At 40.1% G+C, this 18080-nt stretch carries 13 protein-coding genes and 2 pseudogenes; 5 read left to right on the plus strand and 10 right to left on the minus strand.

Translation table 11 applies throughout. From position 1 onward, the window contains the following. Window positions 1-55 precede the first annotated feature (55 nt). The 4 genes and pseudogenes from D2C72_07750 to D2C72_07765 form a co-directional block, all read right to left on the minus strand. On the minus strand, window positions 56-1801 hold the full coding sequence (locus D2C72_07750) for a bifunctional metallophosphatase/5'-nucleotidase (protein ID QEF44099.1): 1746 nt from the start codon (window positions 1799-1801) through the stop codon (window positions 56-58). 167 nt (window positions 1802-1968) lie between these two features. Then, entirely contained in the window at window positions 1969-2421 is a 453-nt protein-coding gene (locus D2C72_07755; protein ID QEF44207.1) for an S-ribosylhomocysteine lyase, read from the minus strand. Between the two features lie 45 nt (window positions 2422-2466). Beyond that, window positions 2467-3608: pseudogene (locus D2C72_07760) on the minus strand (cystathionine gamma-synthase). 20 nt (window positions 3609-3628) lie between these two features. Beyond that, window positions 3629-4549 carry a cysteine synthase family protein gene (locus tag D2C72_07765; GenBank protein QEF44208.1) on the minus strand — a complete coding sequence of 307 codons (921 nt, stop codon included), beginning with the start codon at window positions 4547-4549 and terminating at the stop codon, window positions 3629-3631. Window positions 4550-4663: 114 nt separating this feature from the next. Between D2C72_07765 and D2C72_07770 the strand changes: the two genes are divergently transcribed. After that, complete coding sequence (locus D2C72_07770; protein QEF44100.1) at window positions 4664-5242, plus strand: hypothetical protein; 579 nt, start codon at window positions 4664-4666, stop codon at window positions 5240-5242. Between the two features lie 238 nt (window positions 5243-5480). Here D2C72_07770 and dnaK read toward each other — a convergent pair whose 3' ends face one another. Genes dnaK through D2C72_07785 form a run of 3 tightly spaced genes read right to left on the minus strand, consistent with a single transcriptional unit; the run spans window position 5481 to window position 8779 of the window. Continuing rightward, window positions 5481-7343 carry a molecular chaperone DnaK gene (dnaK, locus tag D2C72_07775; GenBank protein QEF44101.1) on the minus strand — a complete coding sequence of 621 codons (1863 nt, stop codon included), beginning with the start codon at window positions 7341-7343 and terminating at the stop codon, window positions 5481-5483. 30 nt (window positions 7344-7373) lie between these two features. Beyond that, a complete protein-coding gene (grpE, locus tag D2C72_07780; GenBank protein ID QEF44102.1) occupies window positions 7374-7949 on the minus strand; it encodes a nucleotide exchange factor GrpE in 576 nt (191 codons plus the stop codon). Continuing rightward, a complete protein-coding gene (locus tag D2C72_07785) occupies window positions 7949-8779 on the minus strand; it encodes an HrcA family transcriptional regulator (protein ID QEF44103.1) in 831 nt (276 codons plus the stop codon). The genes grpE and D2C72_07785 overlap by 1 nt, the downstream gene beginning before the upstream one ends. 210 nt (window positions 8780-8989) lie before the next feature. On the opposite strand from D2C72_07785, the gene D2C72_07790 reads away from it, so the two are divergent. Together D2C72_07790 and D2C72_07795 are read left to right on the plus strand one after the other, a co-directional pair. Continuing rightward, window positions 8990-9628, plus strand: coding sequence for a hypothetical protein (locus D2C72_07790; GenBank protein QEF44104.1), 639 nt, complete (start codon window positions 8990-8992; stop codon window positions 9626-9628). Between the two features lie 20 nt (window positions 9629-9648). Continuing rightward, window positions 9649-9945: a hypothetical protein gene (locus tag D2C72_07795; protein QEF44105.1), complete on the plus strand. Its 297-nt coding sequence runs from the start codon at window positions 9649-9651 to the stop codon at window positions 9943-9945. Window positions 9946-9955: 10 nt separating this feature from the next. On the opposite strand, the gene D2C72_07800 is transcribed toward D2C72_07795, so the two are convergent. Beyond that, window positions 9956-11842 (minus strand): DUF115 domain-containing protein, encoded by a 1887-nt coding sequence (locus D2C72_07800; GenBank protein QEF44106.1) that lies wholly within the window; start codon window positions 11840-11842, stop codon window positions 9956-9958. Window positions 11843-11901: 59 nt separating this feature from the next. Then, entirely contained in the window at window positions 11902-13446 is a 1545-nt protein-coding gene (locus D2C72_07805) for a flagellin B (protein QEF44107.1), read from the minus strand. Window positions 13447-13611: 165 nt separating this feature from the next. Here D2C72_07805 and D2C72_07810 point away from each other — a divergent pair. Together D2C72_07810 and D2C72_07815 are read left to right on the plus strand one after the other, a co-directional pair. Beyond that, window positions 13612-15821 (plus strand): annotated as a pseudogene (locus D2C72_07810) (type I DNA topoisomerase). Then, window positions 15814-16740, plus strand: a complete 927-nt coding sequence (locus D2C72_07815; GenBank protein ID QEF44108.1) for a radical SAM protein — start codon at window positions 15814-15816, stop codon at window positions 16738-16740. Before D2C72_07810 ends, D2C72_07815 begins: the two are co-directional and overlap by 8 nt. A 134-nt stretch (window positions 16741-16874) precedes the next feature. Here the strand turns inward: D2C72_07815 and D2C72_07820 are convergent, their stop codons facing one another. After that, on the minus strand, window positions 16875-18032 hold the full coding sequence (locus D2C72_07820) for a DUF874 family protein (GenBank protein ID QEF44109.1): 1158 nt from the start codon (window positions 18030-18032) through the stop codon (window positions 16875-16877). Window positions 18033-18080: the final 48 nt, after the last annotated feature.

Genomic DNA, 18080 nt, shown 5'->3' on the forward strand with positions numbered 1-18080 from the left:
TAGAACACCCTTTCTTAAGTTAGGCTTAAAAATAAAATAATAAAAATAAAAAATCTTATTTAACTTCACTCTCTTTAATGGATCTTATGTTCAAAGTCCTCCCGTCTTTTGAAGTGGGGATTTTAATGCTCCCCTCTTTTAATTTTTCTCTCAATTTTTCCAGCAACGGGTTTTTGAAATCGTAGTTGATGATTTCCCAGTTATGTTCCAGTTCAGGGGTTACCTTCCCGCCTTTTTCTTCTGTGATGTATTTGATGATTAAATCTCGTATTTGCCCGTTATCTTGCAATTCATCGTAAGAATTATAATACCTATTAGCGTCTGTAACCAAATTTAATGTCTTGGATAATGTCCCAAATCGGTAATTGTTGATCGCTAATTTATAGACCGCTTTGGGGTCAATGGGTTTGTTGTTGATTGTCGGATTAATAATCCTTGATCCGGCGGGTTTTGTAACATCAACTTGGTATTTCACGCCAGAAAACATATCAAAGTTATAACCGCGAATATTTTCATTAAAACTGATCGTCAAATCTCCTGGTTGCAACTGATTGTAAAATTGATACGACCATTCCATGTATTTCAACAGATTTTCACCCGTTATTTTCACTCCAATGAGCGTATTAGCGAACTTGTAAATATAGGCGACATCTTTTCTTTTGAAAGGCCCTTTTTTCAAATTGGTGCCAAAATTGAATAAGGCTGCCGCTGAAACATCGGCTTTTGCATAATATTTTTGCACTTTATTAATCAATTCTATCACCGGTGTTTCTTGCAATGCGGCGGTGGGCATCGTGGTGATTTTTTCTTCTCCTGTGATAAAATCAGGCCTGTCAATAAAGGTTTTTGTCACTTCGCCGACCACTTCATTAGCGTATTCTTTTGATTTTTTATCCACATATTCGTATTTTTTCGCTAATTCTTCATCTTCGGGCACGCCTTTTGTGGATAGGTTTTCAGTCGTTACGATTTTTTTCTTCGTTTTGGTGTCAAATATTACCACGCCTTTTGCCAGATAAGCCCCATACGCTCCAGGCTCAATGGTGTGCACCTTTCCTATTTTGGTGTTATAAACCGCATGCTCATGCCCTGCAAAAATGATGTCAAATTGCGGGAATTTTTTCGCCAGATCAGGGACTCCATCGCCACCTTTCTCATCTTCTCGCCCCAAATGAAAAGCGCCAATCAAAATATCATACTTCCCTTTTAGCTCTTTTAAGGTCTTTTTTAACGCTTCTTCAGCGTCCAAAAACTCTAAGCCCGCAAAATGTTCAGGCGTAGAAGCCTCCCAAGTGGGGATGTGTGGCACCACATACCCCACAATTGCCACCCTCACGCCATCAATTTTTTTAATAATATAAGGCTTCACAAACGGCTTATTGTCCGCAATTTTGATAATATTCGCATTCACGACACCGCCATTAAATCCCTTAATATTCTTTTCTAAAAAATCTTTACTGAAATTAAACTCGTGATTCCCAAGCACACGAATATCAAATTTCAAATCGTTTTCGGCTCTAACTAGCGGGTGAACAGGCTCATCGTTAAACAACTCCGCGCTATTACCCTGCAACAAATCCCCGCTGTCAATCAAAACCACGTTTTTATTCTCAGCCCTTTGCTTTTTGATTAAAGTCGCAATCCTTGTCAAGCCGTTATTGGGTTTTTGCTCGCCAATCGCATAATCATACGAAAAAAGCCGTCCGTGAATGTCTGAAGTTTCTAAAAACACGATTTTGACTTCTTTTGCAGATATTGAAAGCACCAGCGTTAAAAAGATGACTAAAATTAACTTTCTCATTGAAATCCTTCCATAAAAGAGATTCATAACGATAATTTTTACATAATATTAACGCTGATGCGATGATTCCTGCTAGAATTTAACGCCTATGGGTAAGATTGGTAAGATTGGTAAAACTTATAAGAGAATAGGGGAGCGTTTTAAAATAATCCCCCCAAAACAACCCCTTAAACCCCCACTTCAGACCATTCAGCGCGTTTGTCTAAAAAAGCACGCGCTAAATTCTTAGCACCCTCTAAAGTGTGGTTAGCCGCCCAACCGCATTGCTTTTCATTGCTGGCAGGCACTTCTTTAGCCTTTAGCACGTCTTGCATCGTCTTTTCTAAAACCTCTAAAATCTCTGTGTAATTGTCATGGTTTAACACCGTGAGATAAAATCCCGTTTGGCAACCCATAGGCGACCAATCCACGACATAATTGGCATGGTTGCGGATAATTTCAGCGACTAAATGCTCTAAAGAGTGTAGGCTAGGCATGTCCATGTGATCTTGGTTGGGTTGCTTGAAGCGCACATCGTATTTGACAATCACATCCCCATTAGCGCCCTTTTTGCGATCAGCGACACGCACATAAGGGGCTTTGACTTTGGTGTGATCCAAATTGAAACTCTCTACATTCATTTTCATGTTTTTAACTCCTTTAGTTTATAGATTACAATAAAAACTTTAGCTTATTTTAGCGAACGCTTGCTCTAAATCTTCTAACAGATCCTGTTCATGCTCAATCCCTACAGACAAGCGCACCAAGCCATCTCTAATCCCTGCAGCTTCTCGTTGTTCTTTAGGGATACACGCATGGGTCATAAACGCTGGAATCCCCACCAAACTTTCCACCCCGCCCAAACTTTCGCCTAAAATGAATAATTTAAGGCTTTCTACAAAAGCAACCGCTCCGCTGTCATTTTTGAGGGTGAAAGAGAGCATCCCGCTAAAGCCACGCATCTGGGCTTTGGCTAGCTCGTAATTAGGGTGAGTGGGAAGGCCCGGGTAATAAACCTTTTCTACTTTAGGGTGTTTTTCTAAAAACTCAGCCACGCAAAGAGCGTTTTCTTGATGGGCTTGCATGCGTAATGCTAGCGTTTTAATCCCTCTTTGCAACAGCCAGCTGTCTTGAGGGCCTAAAACCCCACCGATAGCGTTTTGGAAAAAAGCGATCTCTTGGGCTAGCGCTTCATTATTGGTGGTTACAAGCCCGGCGACCACATCGCTATGCCCGCCTAAGTATTTTGTGCCGCTATGCACCACAATGTCTGCCCCTAAAAGAAGCGGGTTTTGATAATAGGGGGTGGCAAAGGTGTTATCCACGATAGTGAGCAAACCATGATCTTTAGCGACACTAGCGCATTGCGCTAAATCGGTGATTTTAAGCAAGGGGTTACTAGGGGTTTCTAAATAAAGAGCTTTGGTGTTTTGCTTGATAGCCTTTTTGATTTGGGATAGATCGCTAGTGTCTATAATGGTGCAAGAAAGCCCGTTTTTGACAAGCACTTTATTAAACAAGCGGAAAGTCCCCCCATAAACATCATCGCCTAATAACACATGATCGCCTGATTGCAAGAGAGAAAAAACGGCGTGGATCCCGGCTAGTCCAGAGGCAAAAGCAAACCCCTTAACCCCCCTTCTAAATCGGCGATGAGTTCTTCTAAAGCAAAGCGCGTGGGGTTGCCTGAGCGAGAGTATTCATAGCCCTTGTGGCGGCCTATGGCGTCTTGGCGATAGGTGGAAGTTTGATAAATAGGCACGCTCACCGCCCCCGTTGTCGCGTCCTCGCTAATGCCCCCATGGATTAATTTGGTTTGCATGCGCATGGTTTTTCCTTTTGATGAATTTATAAATAAATACCTTTAGAAAGATAACGATCGGCAACATCCGGGAAAATGGTTAAAACCTGGCTGCCTTCGGGGAGGCGTTGCACTTCTTTCAGCGCTGCCGCAAAAGCTGCCCCGCTAGAGCTCCCCACTAATAAGCCGTTTTTCTTGGCTAACTTCCTAGTGTAGCTAAAACCCTCTTCATCTGAGATCGTTTCAAAGCCATCAATATCCAAGTTTGCAAAAAAAGGAGGGATAAACTCCACGCCAATGCCCTCAATCTCATGAGGCCCAGGCTCGCCCCCATTCAAAATAGAACCCTCCGGCTCCACCCCAATCAAGCGAATATTAGGAATGCGTTCTTTCAAATACCTAGCTGTGCCTGCAAAAGTGCCTCCACTCCCTATCCCAGCTACAAAGCTCGTAAAATTTGTGCCTAATTCTTGGACAATCTCAGGGGCTAGGGTGTGGTAGTAGGCTGCGGGATTATCAGGGTTTTCAAATTGCAAGGGCAAATAGCTATTAGGGATACTTTCGGCTAACTCTTTACTTTTTTTAATGGCGCCAGAAATCCCCTCGCTAGTAGGCGTGTTAATTACTAAAGCCCCCAAAGCCCTCATGATTTGCTGTTTTTCTGCGCTGAATTTTTCCGGGACAACAAAGATGGTTTTGAGATGGTGCTTGATCGCCACTAAGGCTAGAGCGATGCCGGTATTGCCTGCAGTAGGCTCAATAATGGTTGTTTTAGAAGTGATTTTGCCTGTTTTAAACCCTTCTTCTATAAGGTATTGGCCTAAGCGATCTTTAACGCTCCCTCCTGGGTTTAGATGCTCTAGCTTGGCGTAAATGACGGAATTTATGGGAATGGGGTAATCCTTGTTAGTGAATTTAAAAATGGGAGTGCGGCCTATGGCGTCTTGCATTGCGGTAAGGATCATTATTCCTCCTAATAATAAAAATAACAATAACTCAACTTTAGCGATTATGCCTAAACTCGTTAAATGGATTAAGATTTAGGGTAAAATGTTGGCTTATTAACGATCAAGGAGCTTTCAATGAAAACGATAGAATGGAATGAAAAGCAAAGAAAAGCGTTCCAAGACTTGTTAAAAGAGTTTGTAGAGTCAATTGATGTTAAAGTGCAAGAAAGGAGACAAACAAGCAAAACCCCAAAGATACCAGAATACGCTTCATGCCAAAACAGGCTGAACAAGTTTTTAGTGCCATGGGGTTATGCGTGCAAAATCAGTCTTGGCTATGGGTATTTATCCCATGAGCCATCCATCGCCTTTTGCCGTCAGGATATTTTAGGGGAAGGGTTTGTCAATGGTGAGAAACCAACCCCAAAAAAAGGTTTTTACCTTTGGTTTGCTTACTGTTGGTGCAACGATGCAGAAAAGTTTTATCTTCGCATAGGTCGATCCACAGAGCAAGATGAGGAAAAAGAGCTTCAAAAATGCCAAGCGTATGACGAGATCATTGATCCTAATGGAGACACATACTACCAAGAGAGCTATGACGATTTAGAAGCCGATCTTGAAAGCATTACCAACGATTTTTTACGCTTTGCTAACGAATTTAATCAAATCCCCACTGCGTGTTTTGAGTTAGAGCCATCTAGCACAAGCCATTAAAACACCCCCCATACCAAAAAGAACTCTCTCATAAGGGATTTTCCTAAAATCCCACCAACGCTTTTAAGCTAAACCTTAAAAAAGCTATCGTTTGGTTACAATCAAGTTTTGATATTTGGATTAAAAAACGCTTTGAGTGTTTGTTAGATTTTGTAATCAGTATCCCATTGATGAAAATGAGAAAAGCAAGCAGGTTTTGATTAAAACCGCTCGCTTGAAAGAAGTTTTAAAAGCGTTTTTACTCCACTTCCGCATCAATCACATCATCGTCTTTTTTCTTGGGTTGCTCGGCGTTGTTTTTATTCGCCATCGCTTCGCCTAATTTTTGAGCCGCTTGCGCTAACGCTTTTGTCTTGTCTTCAAGTTCAGCTTTAGTAGCGTTATCGTTTTTGACGCACTCTTTAAGGGCGTTAATGGCGTTTTGGATCTCGTTAGCGTCGTTTTCATTCAAATTCGTTTTATGCTCATCAAGGCTCTTTTGGGTTTGGTGCGCCAAACTATCGGCATGGTTTCTCGCTTCAATCACTTCTTTTTTCCTAGCGTCTTCTTCTTTGTGCAATTCAGCGTCTTTAACCATTTTTTCAATTTCGCTATCAGACAACCCGCTAGAGCCAGAAATTTTAATCTCTTGGCTTTTACCGGTATTTTTATCTTGCGCTGACACGGTTAAAATCCCGTTAGCGTCAATATCAAAGGTTACTTCAATTTGCGGCATGCCTCTTGGAGCGGGCGCGATGCCTTGCAAATCAAATTTACCCAACGATTTATTATCCCTTGCCAATTCCCTTTCACCCTGTAAAACCATAATGGACACAGCGGGCTGGTTGTCTTCAGCGGTTGAGAACACTTGAGATTTTTTCGCCGGGATAGTCGTGCCTCTATCAATCACTTTAGTCATCACGCCCCCTAAAGTTTCAATCCCAAGGCTTAAAGGCGTAACATCTAATAAAAGCACATCTTTCACATCGCCTTTTAACACGCCCCCTTGAATGCTCGCGCCCACCGCTACGACTTCATCAGGATTGACGCTTTTATTCAAATCTTTGTTGATAAAAGCTTTCACCCTTTCTTGGACTTTAGGGATACGAGTGGAGCCGCCCACCATCACCACTTCTGAAATCTCATTTTTGGTTAGCCCTGCGTCTTTGATCACGTTTTCAATTTTAGAAATCGTTTCTTCCACTAGATCTTCTGTCAGGCTTTCAAATTTAGCCCTAGTGAGTTTTTTCACCAAGTGTTTAGGCCCGGTAGCGTCTGCGGTGATAAAAGGCAAATTGATTTCAGTTTCCATCGCAGAGCTCAACTCTTTTTTAGCGTTTTCAGCGGCTTCTTTCAAGCGTTGCAACGCCATCACATCGTTTTTAATCTCAATGCCCGTTTCGCTTTTAAACTCACTCGCTAAGAAGTCAATCACACGATTGTCAAAATCATCGCCCCCTAAGAACGCATCGCCCCCTGTGGCTAAAACTTCTACAACATTATCGCCTGTTTCTAAAACGGTAACATCAAAAGTCCCCCCACCCAAATCATAAACCATGATTTTTTCGCTCTCTTTTTTATCCAAGCCATAAGCTAACGCCGCGCTTGTAGGCTCATTGATGATCCTTAAAACATTAAGCCCTGCAATCGTGCCGGCTTCTTTAGTCGCTTTCCTTTGGCTGTCGTTAAAATAAGCCGGAACCGTGATAACCGCTTCAGTAACGCTCTCGCCTAAATAACTTTCAGCGTCTTCTTTGAGCTTCATTAAAATTTTGGCTGAAATCTCTTGAGGGGTATAAACTTTACCCGAAATCTCAATCGCACAAGCCCCATTCCTATCCACAATCTTATAAGGCAAGCGTTTTTCGGCTTCTTTAGCCTTATCTTCATTAAACATCAAGCCCATGATTCTTTTAATAGAATAAATGGTTTTTTCTGGATTGGTTACCGCTTGTCTTTTCGCACTCTCGCCCACTAAAATCTCGCCCTTATCCGTAAAGGCTACAACAGAAGGAGTGGTGTTTTTACCCTCTTTATTAGCAATAATCTTTGCTTCATTGCCTTCATAAACCGCCATTGCGGAGTTGGTTGTCCCTAAATCAATTCCAATAACTTTTCCCATGTGTTATCCTTTCTTTTAAAATAAATGTTTTTAATCGTTTTTAGCAATACTCACCATTGCCGGCCTCAAAACCCTACCCTTATACTTGTAGCCTTGTTGCAAAACTTGCACGATTTTCCCGTTTTCTTTTTCTTCGCTTTTGACTTGCATGATCGCATTGTGGAAATTGGGATCAAATTCTTCTAAGCATTCAATCCCCTCAATGCCATGCCTTGCCAAAACTTCATGCAACTTTTCCATCGTAAGCTCCAAGCCCTTGGTTAAAGCGCTCTCTTTATCCACTTCAGCTGCACTTCTATGAGCCCCAAGAAGCGCATCAATCACTGGCAATAGATCCAATGCGATTTTTTCATACGCATACTCTAACGCCATGCTCTTATCTCTTTCTAAGCGCTTTTTCACATTTTCAAAATCCGCATGCACTCTTAAGTATTTTTCGTGCATTTCTTGGTATTTAAGCTCAAAATCTTCCTTAATCTCGCATTCTTTTTTGCTCGCTTCTTGCATTTCTTCACCTTGTTGTTCTTTGCAAGCGCAAGCCTTTTCGCAAGATTCTAGCTCTTCTTGGCTTAAATGATCGTGTTCTTGGTTGTGTTCATCTTTCATTATTTCTCCTTAGAAATGGTTTGAAAAAACCCTTCATAATCGCATTCTAGTTTCCCCACGCAAAGCAGTTGCATTCGTTTGTTTTGAAATTCTATAGGGCGTGTTACTAGCATGCAATCAGGCTCTATAAAATGCAACCCTTTTTTGAAACGCTCCAAAACCTTACCCTCTAAAATGTCAAAAAATAAAGGGCTGTTTAAAAGCGTTTTTAACCCCATCAGATTAAAGCGTGTCATTTGTGCGCTGGAATACTCCAAACGCTCTAATTGCTTGGCTAAACTCAACGCATTGACAGAAGCAGCGATTAAGCGCACTTCTTTAACGCTTCTGCCCACAAGCTCTAATAAAAATTTCTCCATTTTAACGCTGTAACCCACCGTGCAAGAAAACGCCAAAAAATCCAAAATCAAAAAGCGTTTTTCGCATTCAATGACTCTTTCTAAACGCTCCAAACTGGGTTTTTTTAACAGCGTAAAAAGCCCAAAATTTTCACTCGCGCTTTTTAAGCGTTTTTCATTCACCTTTAAAACTTCAAAGCGCAACGACTTGTGCCAATAGTTTTCAAACGCCTTAAAAGTGGGCAATCTAGCGCCGCTAGAATGGGCTTGATAAAGCATGCCTTCTTTAGAAAGGATTTGAAAATAATTCCTGATCGTCGCGCAAGATATTTTCAAGTTTGCCAACTCTTTCAAGCGCTTAGAGCTAATGGGTTCTAAAATCTGCAGATAGGTTTTAACAAACGCATCTAACAAACTCTCTTTTTTATTCAAATTAGAACCTACTTTAATTCTTCTTAACATCATTATTTGAAAAATCTCGTCAATCACCATTCTTGATGAAAGAACCCTCGCATTATAGCGCAAAAAGTTAATAATCTATCACTTGTTTTGAAAAAGTGATAAAAATTAACCGATTTTTCTTTAAAGTTTAGTCTATATCACTAAATTTATTTACTAGCATTAAATTAGGATTTTTTATAGAATTGATTTAATTTAGATCTGTTGGGCAACTAATACCTTTTATTAAAAAAACTTGTTATCATGCTAAACATGAACACACACACAAGAGGCATTGACAGCAATCTGATTCATTCGCTCCAAAGCATTTCATTATCCATGTTTAGAAAGGGTTTTTTTGGGCTTTATCAAGGCTCCATTTCAGCACGCATTGGCGCAAATCAGTTTGTGATCAATAAAAGAAACGCTGTTTTTGATCAATTGAATGAAAACACCTTACTGGTTTTGCATGACAAGATAGATTACCGCTGGAAAGAAGCGAGCCTGGATTCGCCCATTCATGCGAGCGTGTATCGGGAGTTTTTGGACGCTAAATTCATCGCTTACGTGCGCCCTCCTTATAGTTTGGCGTATTCCTTGCGCCACAACCGATTGCTCCCTAGGGATTATTTAGGGTATCGTTCTTTGGGCGAAGAAATTTCCATTTTTAACCCCAAAGACTATGACAGCTGGCAAGAAAGAGCGGATACAGAAATCTTACGCCAACTGCAAGAGAGCAAAAAATATTTTGTTTTCATTAAGGGATGTGGGATTTTTGCCTACCACAGAGAGCTTTCTAAACTCATGGAAGTTTTTGATTTGATTGAAAACTCATGCAAAGTTTTACGATTGGGCGATTTAATGGATTATTGCTATAATGATGATCCACGATTGAGCGTGTAAAAAGCTAAAAAGGATAAAACATGACCATCAACACCCATTACACCCCTAATTTCACGCAACTCCAAACCTTGAACAATATCAATAATGACGCAACCATAAAGGACAGGAATCAAGCAGAGCAGGATTTACAACAAAGCAATATTCAAGATGGTTTCAGCCAAGATAATACGCAAAACGCCCCTGATTTTGACCGATTACAAGCTTTAAACGCTATCAATAACGACGGCACAATCAAAGACAGATCCCAAGTTGAGAAAAATCTTGCTGATGGTGAAAATGTCCCTGAAATTTATTCCAGCTTGGACACATACGCTTAAAAGGGGTGTTTTACCATTCTTTCAAAGCCATTTTGATCGCTTCTATCACGCAATCCATCCCACCCGCTAAACTGAAAAGCCAGTATTTGTGCGCGTAAATGTATTCTAATTGCTTAGCCCTTAATCCGTCTTCATTACTCGTTTTTTTACACACGATTTCAGCGATATGCAATTCCTGGTGGAAGATGTAAGATTGTATCGCATCCATAAAATACGAACTGAATCGCTTGTCATCAAAAAGCTCTTTAACATTATCAATTTCAGCGCTCAAATTTTCTAATTCTTCAAAATCCAACTCTTCTAATTTTTTTTCTTCATGAAGCTTTTCCACTTTTTCTAAAAATTCTGCCACCTTTAAAAACGCTTCTTCAACTTGCGTTTTTTTCTCATTGGCGTATTTGATGATCTCTTCGCATTTTTGCTTGGCGATCTTTAAATTTTTATCTTGCTCTGATTGGGTGGGATAAATAAGATTGATAGGAGGCTTTGGCTTGGACTTATCTATTTTTTCGCACACTTCTTTAAAAGGCATTTCTTTAGTCCCTTTAATCCTAGCCCCCCCTTCAGTAGCGTTAATGACTTCTAGTTTATAGGGCGTGTTGAAAATATCTTTTTCAAAAAATTCTAAGAAAAGTTTCCACACTAAAGTGGTCTCTACTTCCCCATTACCTCCGTATTTTTCTATAAAAATCTTGTCTTTATCTTTTTTAGGCTTGATCTCTCTATCGCCATAAATCGCCCCACTAGCGTGGCTGTTACCGCTTTGTGAAAAGCTCAAATCTTGCCCGATAAACACGCACCTTTTGAAACGAGAATGCACCACTAATTCATACGCCATGTTCGCTGCGCTCATGCCTATGCCCACATAACCATACTGGTGCAAATCAAAAAGGTTGGTATAACCAAAGGGGCGGAAGCTGAATTGCTTAACCCCCTTTTTAATCGCTTGAATCAATCGTTTATGCACAATGGAAGTCAGAGCAAAAATAACGCCTTCTTGAAAATCTAAGGGGGTTTCTTCGTAAAATTTCGCCGTTAAATCCACCCTTTCTAAAGACAGCACAATATCAGGCTTGATACCGGCTTTAGCCAAAATAGGGAAAGAAGCGTCTATGCAAAAAAGCGTTGCGTAAGGAGCGATTTCTTTTAAAAGGGGGAGCTGCTTGTTCAAACTGGGCCCGGTTGAAACAATAATAGCGGTGTCTCTGTTTTTCAAAGCGTTCACAAAATCCACTAAACTAGGGCTTTTGATGACTTCAGGCAAATTAGCGGCATGCTGTTTGATGCCTATGAGTGCGTCTTTAGCGTCATTGCCCACGCTAATAGCGCCATGCTCTAAAGCGCGCGTGAAATGCTGGTTGATTTCTATCATTTGACTAGAATATCGTTCATAATAAGCGTTAAAAAGTTTTAAATCATACATTCTTGCGTATAAACGAGACTTTTTATCCATATCAAACAATGAAGCGATCATGTTGTAATTGCAAAAACTTGCATGCAATAAAATCAAACGATTTTCTAAAATCTCAGTGGAAAAATCCAAAAGATTCAACACAATGAAAATAATTTCTATTTCAGGCTCAATGACCACCAAGCGTTTTAAATTTTCATTGCCTAAAAGCAAGCGATAAAACACCCCATTACCCAAGCCAAAATAATACAAATAAGGATAAAGCATGTAAATTTCGCTATTTTTGTATAGCTCTAAGCTTGAATCTAGCGGGCTTTTTTCAAATAAGGGCGTGTTTGTTTCTTTATCTAAGAGGTTGAAATTCGCGCTATCATTCCCTAAAAACACTTCGTATTTTTTGTTTTCTTTAATGGCTTTGAGCTTTGCGAATAAGAGAGGGTCTTTTTTGAAAAGAGCTTGTAGGTTTTTTTGATAAATATCCATCATTCCAACTTATAAAAATAACTGATAAAAAGGGCTAACGCCCCTTTGAATTAAAAGGGCTGTTATTGTAAAAGCCTTAAGACATTTTGTTGCACCGCATTCGCTTGCGCCATAGCAAAACTCCCGCTTTGTGCCAAAATATTGTATTTAGAAAAGTTCGCGCTCTCTTCAGCAAAATCCACATCTCTGATTTGAGATTCAGCCGCTTTAACATTCACTTGGGTTACAGAAATATTATTAATGGTGGTAACCAATTCCATTTGCACCGAACCCATATCCGAGCGGATCTTGTCTAATTGTGTGCGTGCAGAATCCGCCATATCCATCACAATCATCGCCCCTTTAAGGCTTGTTACCCCAGCCCCTATACCTTGAGAATTGGTCTCTGCTTGTGCACCATTAGCGTTCGCTCCAGCTGCTGAAGCCACATTCGCATCAAAAATACCCCTAACCGCTCTCAAATTCACGGTGTATTCTGCCACCCCTTGAGCGGAATGAAAGCCCACATGGCTAAAGTTCACACCGCTCACAATGATATCTCTGGCGTCGGTTCTAGTTAAGGTTAAGCGCCCAATCACCGCATGCTGTGTCCCAGAAATCCCTGCAAAATTCCCTCCCCCAAAAACCTGACCGCTCGCGCTCGCCGCATGCACTGAAATCGCACGCCCATCAATGGAGTGCAAATTAATGCGCCCTTGAATATCCAAGCTCGCTTCCACGCCGGTCCTGTCTTTGACGGAGTTAATGGCGTTAGTCAACCTCCCATCAGCGTCGTTTTTATGCACATCATTCACGGTCCCAATTTCTACGCCATTAATGGTAAGCTCCCTAACAGTTCCTGATTGCACGGGAGTGCCGCCGGTAGCCATGACGTTATAAGACGCCCTAACGCCTAAAGTGTTAGAAAAACGATTGATGATTTCGCTTAACGCCCCAATCCCTGTGCCAGCGCTTGTAGAAATACGCACGGTTTCAATCTTATAATCATTCACGCCATTGACTTGTTTGAAATTCAATCCCACTTCAGTCAAGTTTTGCGCCGCCGCACTAGCGAGCATGCCTGCACCGCTAAAAGAAGAGGTTTCCATGCGTACATGCCCAATCTTATCTGAGCTTGTTGAGCCAATAGACGCTTTAACCGTGGTGTTAGAATACGCGCCAATTTGAAATTCTTTGTTAGAAAAACTTCCTGAAAGCATTTGTTGGCCGTTAAAGCTTGTGGTGTTAGCGATATTGTCCAGTTCTTCTAACAACCTTTGAATATCGCTCTGGAGCGCTCTTCGGCTTTCTAAAGTTTGCCCATCTTGAGCGGCTTGAACGGCTTTGGTTTTAATGGTGTCTAAGATTTTGATTTGCTCATCCATCGCTTTATCAGCGGTTTGAACCATACCAATAGCGTCATTAGCGTTGCGGATCGCTTGACCCAAATTCGCGCTTTGACTCCTTAAGCTATCAGCGATCGCCATCCCACTAGAATCGTCAGCGGCTTTATTGATCCTAAGCCCTGAGCTTAACTTTTCAAGCGAGCTTGAAAGGTCTCTGTTGTTTTGAACCCCTACCGCATGAGAAGTTAAAGCGGCGATATTGGTATTTATCCTAAAACTCATGTTTGCATCCTTTGCATAGATATTTGCTTTTAATCAAGCAAAGGGTGTTCCAACTCTTTGATTTTTAGCGCTGTTATGGTTTTTATGGTTTAATGAATCGTTTAGTCAAAATTCTATGCTACAATCATTCATTAATAGGTATAAACATTCCATTAAAGGCGTTCAATGAAGCACCTTATTATCGTAGAATCCCCAGCAAAAGCCAAAACCATTAAAAATTTTTTGGATAAAAATTACGAAGTCATCGCCTCTAAAGGGCATGTTAGGGATTTATCCAAATTCGCTTTAGGCATTAAGATTGATGAAACAGGCTTCACTCCTAATTATGTCGTGGATAAAGACCATAAAGAGCTTGTCAAACAGATCATAGAGCTTTCTAAAAAAGCATCTATTACTTATATCGCTACCGATGAAGACAGAGAGGGGGAAGCGATAGGCTATCATGTGGCATGTTTGATTGGGGGGAAATTGGAGAGCTATCCTAGGATTGTTTTTCATGAGATCACGCAAAATGCGATTTTAAACGCTCTAAAAACCCCACGAAAAATTGACATGTCTAAGGTCAATGCCCAACAAGCCAGACGCTTTTTAGATCGAATCGTGGGTTTTAAGCTCAGCTCGTTGATTTCATCAAAAATCACTAAAGGTTTGAGCGCTGGGCGGGTACAGAGTGCTGCATTAAAGCTTGTGGTTGATAGGGAGAGAGAGATCAAAGCCTTTAAACCTTTAACCTACTTCACGCTAGACGCTTATTTTGAGTCGCATTTAGAAGCGCAACTCATCAGCTATAAGGGTAACAAACTCAAAGCCCAAGAAATTGTTGATGAAAAAAAAGCCCAAGAGATTAAAAACGAATTAGAAAAAGAAAGTTATTTTATTTCTAGTATCGTTAAAAAATCTAAAAAATCCCCCACACCGCCCCCTTTTATGACTTCCACTTTACAGCAAAGCGCTTCCAGCCTTTTAGGCTTTTCGCCCACAAAAACCATGAGTATCGCTCAAAAGTTATATGAAGGCGTAGCCACCCCACAAGGCGTTATGGGCGTGATCACTTACATGAGGACCGATAGCTTGAATATCGCTAAAGAAGCTTTAGAAGAAGCGAGGAACAAGATTTTAAAAGACTATGGCAAAGACTACTTACCCCCTAAAGCCAAAGTCTATTCCAGCAAGAATAAAAACGCCCAAGAAGCCCATGAAGCGATCAGACCCACTTCTATTATTTTAGAGCCAAACGCTTTAAAAGACTACCTTAAGCCTGAAGAATTAAAGCTCTATACTTTAATTTACAAACGCTTCTTAGCTTCTCAAATGCAAGACGCTCTTTTTGAAAGCCAAAGCGTGGTTGTGGCTTGCGAAAAAGGCGAGTTTAAAGCGAGTGGCAGAAAACTCCTTTTTGATGGCTATTATAAAATTTTAGGCAATGACGATAAGGACAAATTGCTCCCCAATTTGAAAGAAAATGACCCCATTAAATTAGAAAAACTAGAGAGCAACGCCCATGTTACAGAACCTCCAGCACGCTATTCAGAAGCGAGCTTGATTAAAGTTTTAGAAAGTTTAGGCATAGGCAGGCCCAGCACCTACGCCCCAACGATTTCTCTTTTACAAAACAGAGACTACATCAAGGTAGAAAAAAAGCAAATCAGCGCTTTAGAGAGCGCTTTTAAGGTGATAGAAATTTTAGAAAAGCATTTTGAAGAAATCGTGGATTCCAAATTCAGCGCTTCTTTAGAAGAGGAACTGGACAATATCGCTCAAAATAAAGCCGACTACCAACAAGTCTTAAAGGACTTTTACTACCCTTTTATGGATAAAATTGAAGCTGGGAAAAAGAATATCACCTCTCAAAAAGTGCATGAAAAAACCGGCCAATCATGCCCTAAATGCGGGGGGAATTAGTAAAAAAGAATAGCCGTTATGGGGAGTTTATCGCTTGCAACAATTACCCTAAATGCAAATACGTCAAACAAACTGAAAACGCCAATGATGGAGCCAAGCAAGAATTGTGCGAAAAATGCGGAGGGGAAATGGTGCAAAAATTCAGCAGAAACGGGGCGTTTTTAGCTTGCAACAACTACCCTGAATGCAAAAACACCAAATCGTTAAAAAACACCCCTAACGCCAAAGAAACAATAGAAGGCGTGAAATGCCCAGAATGCGGAGGGGATATTGCCTTAAAAAGGAGTAAGAAAGGCTCGTTTTATGGCTGTAACAATTACCCTAAATGCAATTTTTTATCCAACCATAAGCCCATCAACAAGCGTTGCGAGAAATGCCATTATTTAATGAGTGAAAGAATCTATCGCAAAAAAAAGGTGCATGAATGCATTAAATGCAAAGAGCGCGTGTTTTTAGAGGAAGATAATGGCTAAAGAAAATCCGCCTATCGTTTTTGGGCCTATTTTATCTAGGCGTTTTGGGAAGTCTTTGGGCGTGGATCTATCGCCCTCTAAAAAACAATGCAATTACAATTGCATTTATTGCGAGTTGGGTAAAGCCAAGCCCATTGAACGCATGGAAGAAGTGATCAAAGTGGAAACCTTGATTAACGCCATTCAAAACGCCCTAAACAACCTTGCTACCCCCATTGATGTTTTAACCATTACCGCTAATGGCGAACCCACGCTATACCCTCATTTATTAGAGCTTATCCAAAGCATTAAGCCTTTTTTAAAGGGCGTTAAAACTTTGATTTTAAGCAACGGATCGCTCTTTTATGAGCCAAAAGTCCAACAAGCCTTAAAGGAATTTGACATCGTTAAATTTTCTTTAGACGCTATTGATTTGAAAGCCTTTGAAAGAGTGGATAAGCCTTATTCCAAAGACATTAACAAGATTTTAGAGGGGATTTTGCGCTTTTCTCAAATCTATCAGGGGCAACTGGTGGCTGAAGTGCTGTTAATTAAGGGCGTGAATGATAGCGCGAACAACTTAAAACTCATCGCTGCCTTTTTAAAACAAATCAATATAGCCAGAGTGGATTTAAGCACCATAGACAGACCCTCAAGCTTTAAAGCCCCAAAATTGAGCGAAGATGAATTGTTAAAATGCTCTTTGTTTTTTGAAGGGCTTTGCGTGAGTTTGCCTAAACGATCCATTACTCAAGCTAAAAAATTGATTTCTTGCGATGCGGACGAATTGCTCGCTTTAATTTCCAGGCGCCCTTTAAGCGCAGAAGAAGCCCCCCTAATACTGGATCCTAACGCTTTTAAGCATTTAGAAACTTTATTAAACCATAAGCAAATTACGATTAAAAAAGTCGGCTCTTTGGAGTTTTATTGCACGTTTTAACCTCCATTTGTTAGTTTTACCTTACTTTAGGGAGCTTAAGCTTTTAAAAAGGTTCTCTTTTATTACCAAATAACGCTACCATAAAAAATCAAAAGCCGACAGATCATTAAAAACTTGGTGTAATATTTTAATCGCTACATCCTTTTACTATAACCATAACCCGCTTTTTCTGCTTTCTTTTCAGTATTAGCAACTGCTTTTATTTCTTTATTAACATCAGCAAATATTTTTTGAAGGAACAAAAGGCTTTGAGAGGTTGAAAGGTGGGCTTGTGGGTTTCTCATTTCAAGCATTTTAGCTTGAGCTTTAGAGCGTATTTTTAGATTTTCTTTTTGCCATTCTTCTGTAGCTTTAAAATCTCTAGGATCTAGTTCTAAATAAGCGATAGAACTTGGCCTGTAAAAATCCACTTGTTTAGCGATAGCTTTTTGTGAATAGGGCAGAGATTCTAATTCTTTTTGCAAATAAGCTATAAGCTCTTGCGCTTTTGATCCTCTTTGAGAGCGGGGTTGTTTAGAGTTTGGGAGGTGTTTTGGCTGGATAGGGGTTTGATTGGTTTTTGTGGGCTTAGGGGTTTTGCATTCAGCTTCTACTTCTATACCAATACCAGCCTTAATTCCTCCTTTTTTAATAAAGAATTGGCCATGATTTTCTTTGCAATTTTGTTCTATGTATTTAATGAAATCTTTCTGTGTATTAATTGTCTTTTGTTTTTCTTGTTCTGTCTTTTGTTGTTCTTGTTCTACTTTTATTTGATTATTGGTTTCTATATTGCTTGTCTTTTGTTTTTCTTGTTCTACTTTTATTTGATTATTGGTTTCTATATTGCTTGTCTTTTGTTTTTCTTGTTCTACTTTTATTTGATTATTGGTTTCTATATTGCTTGTCTTTTGTTTTTCTTGTTCTAACTCTATCTGTTTATCAGTATCACCAGCGCTACAAGCGGCTAATAATAAACTTGTCGCTATTGTGAGTCCTGAATACTTCCACCAATTGATTTGATTTTCTTTTTCAGCTTGTTTGGATTTATCCTGGACTTTATCGTCTAATTCTTTTGCCCTCTTGCATGCAACATGGGTCAATACTACTAATGCCGCATTGCTTTTCTTGGGGTGTTTTTTTACAAGTTCTCTAACTTTCTTTACAATTTTTGTAAAAAACCCACCAATTGATCTGAGCGTATTTGTAATGGCGCTCGCTTGTTTGAAATGAGTCTCTTTATTTGCCTTTGTGTTAGCTGTCTCTGTGTTTTTGCCAACCTTATTTGTTTTTCCTGTTTTTATTGATTCCATTACCAACCTTTTTTCAAAAAACAATCCCACTTTTCAAAATTATACCAT

The sequence above is a fragment of the Helicobacter pylori genome (assembly GCA_008032955.1).
Classification (GTDB): Bacteria; Campylobacterota; Campylobacteria; order Campylobacterales; family Helicobacteraceae; genus Helicobacter; species Helicobacter pylori_DC.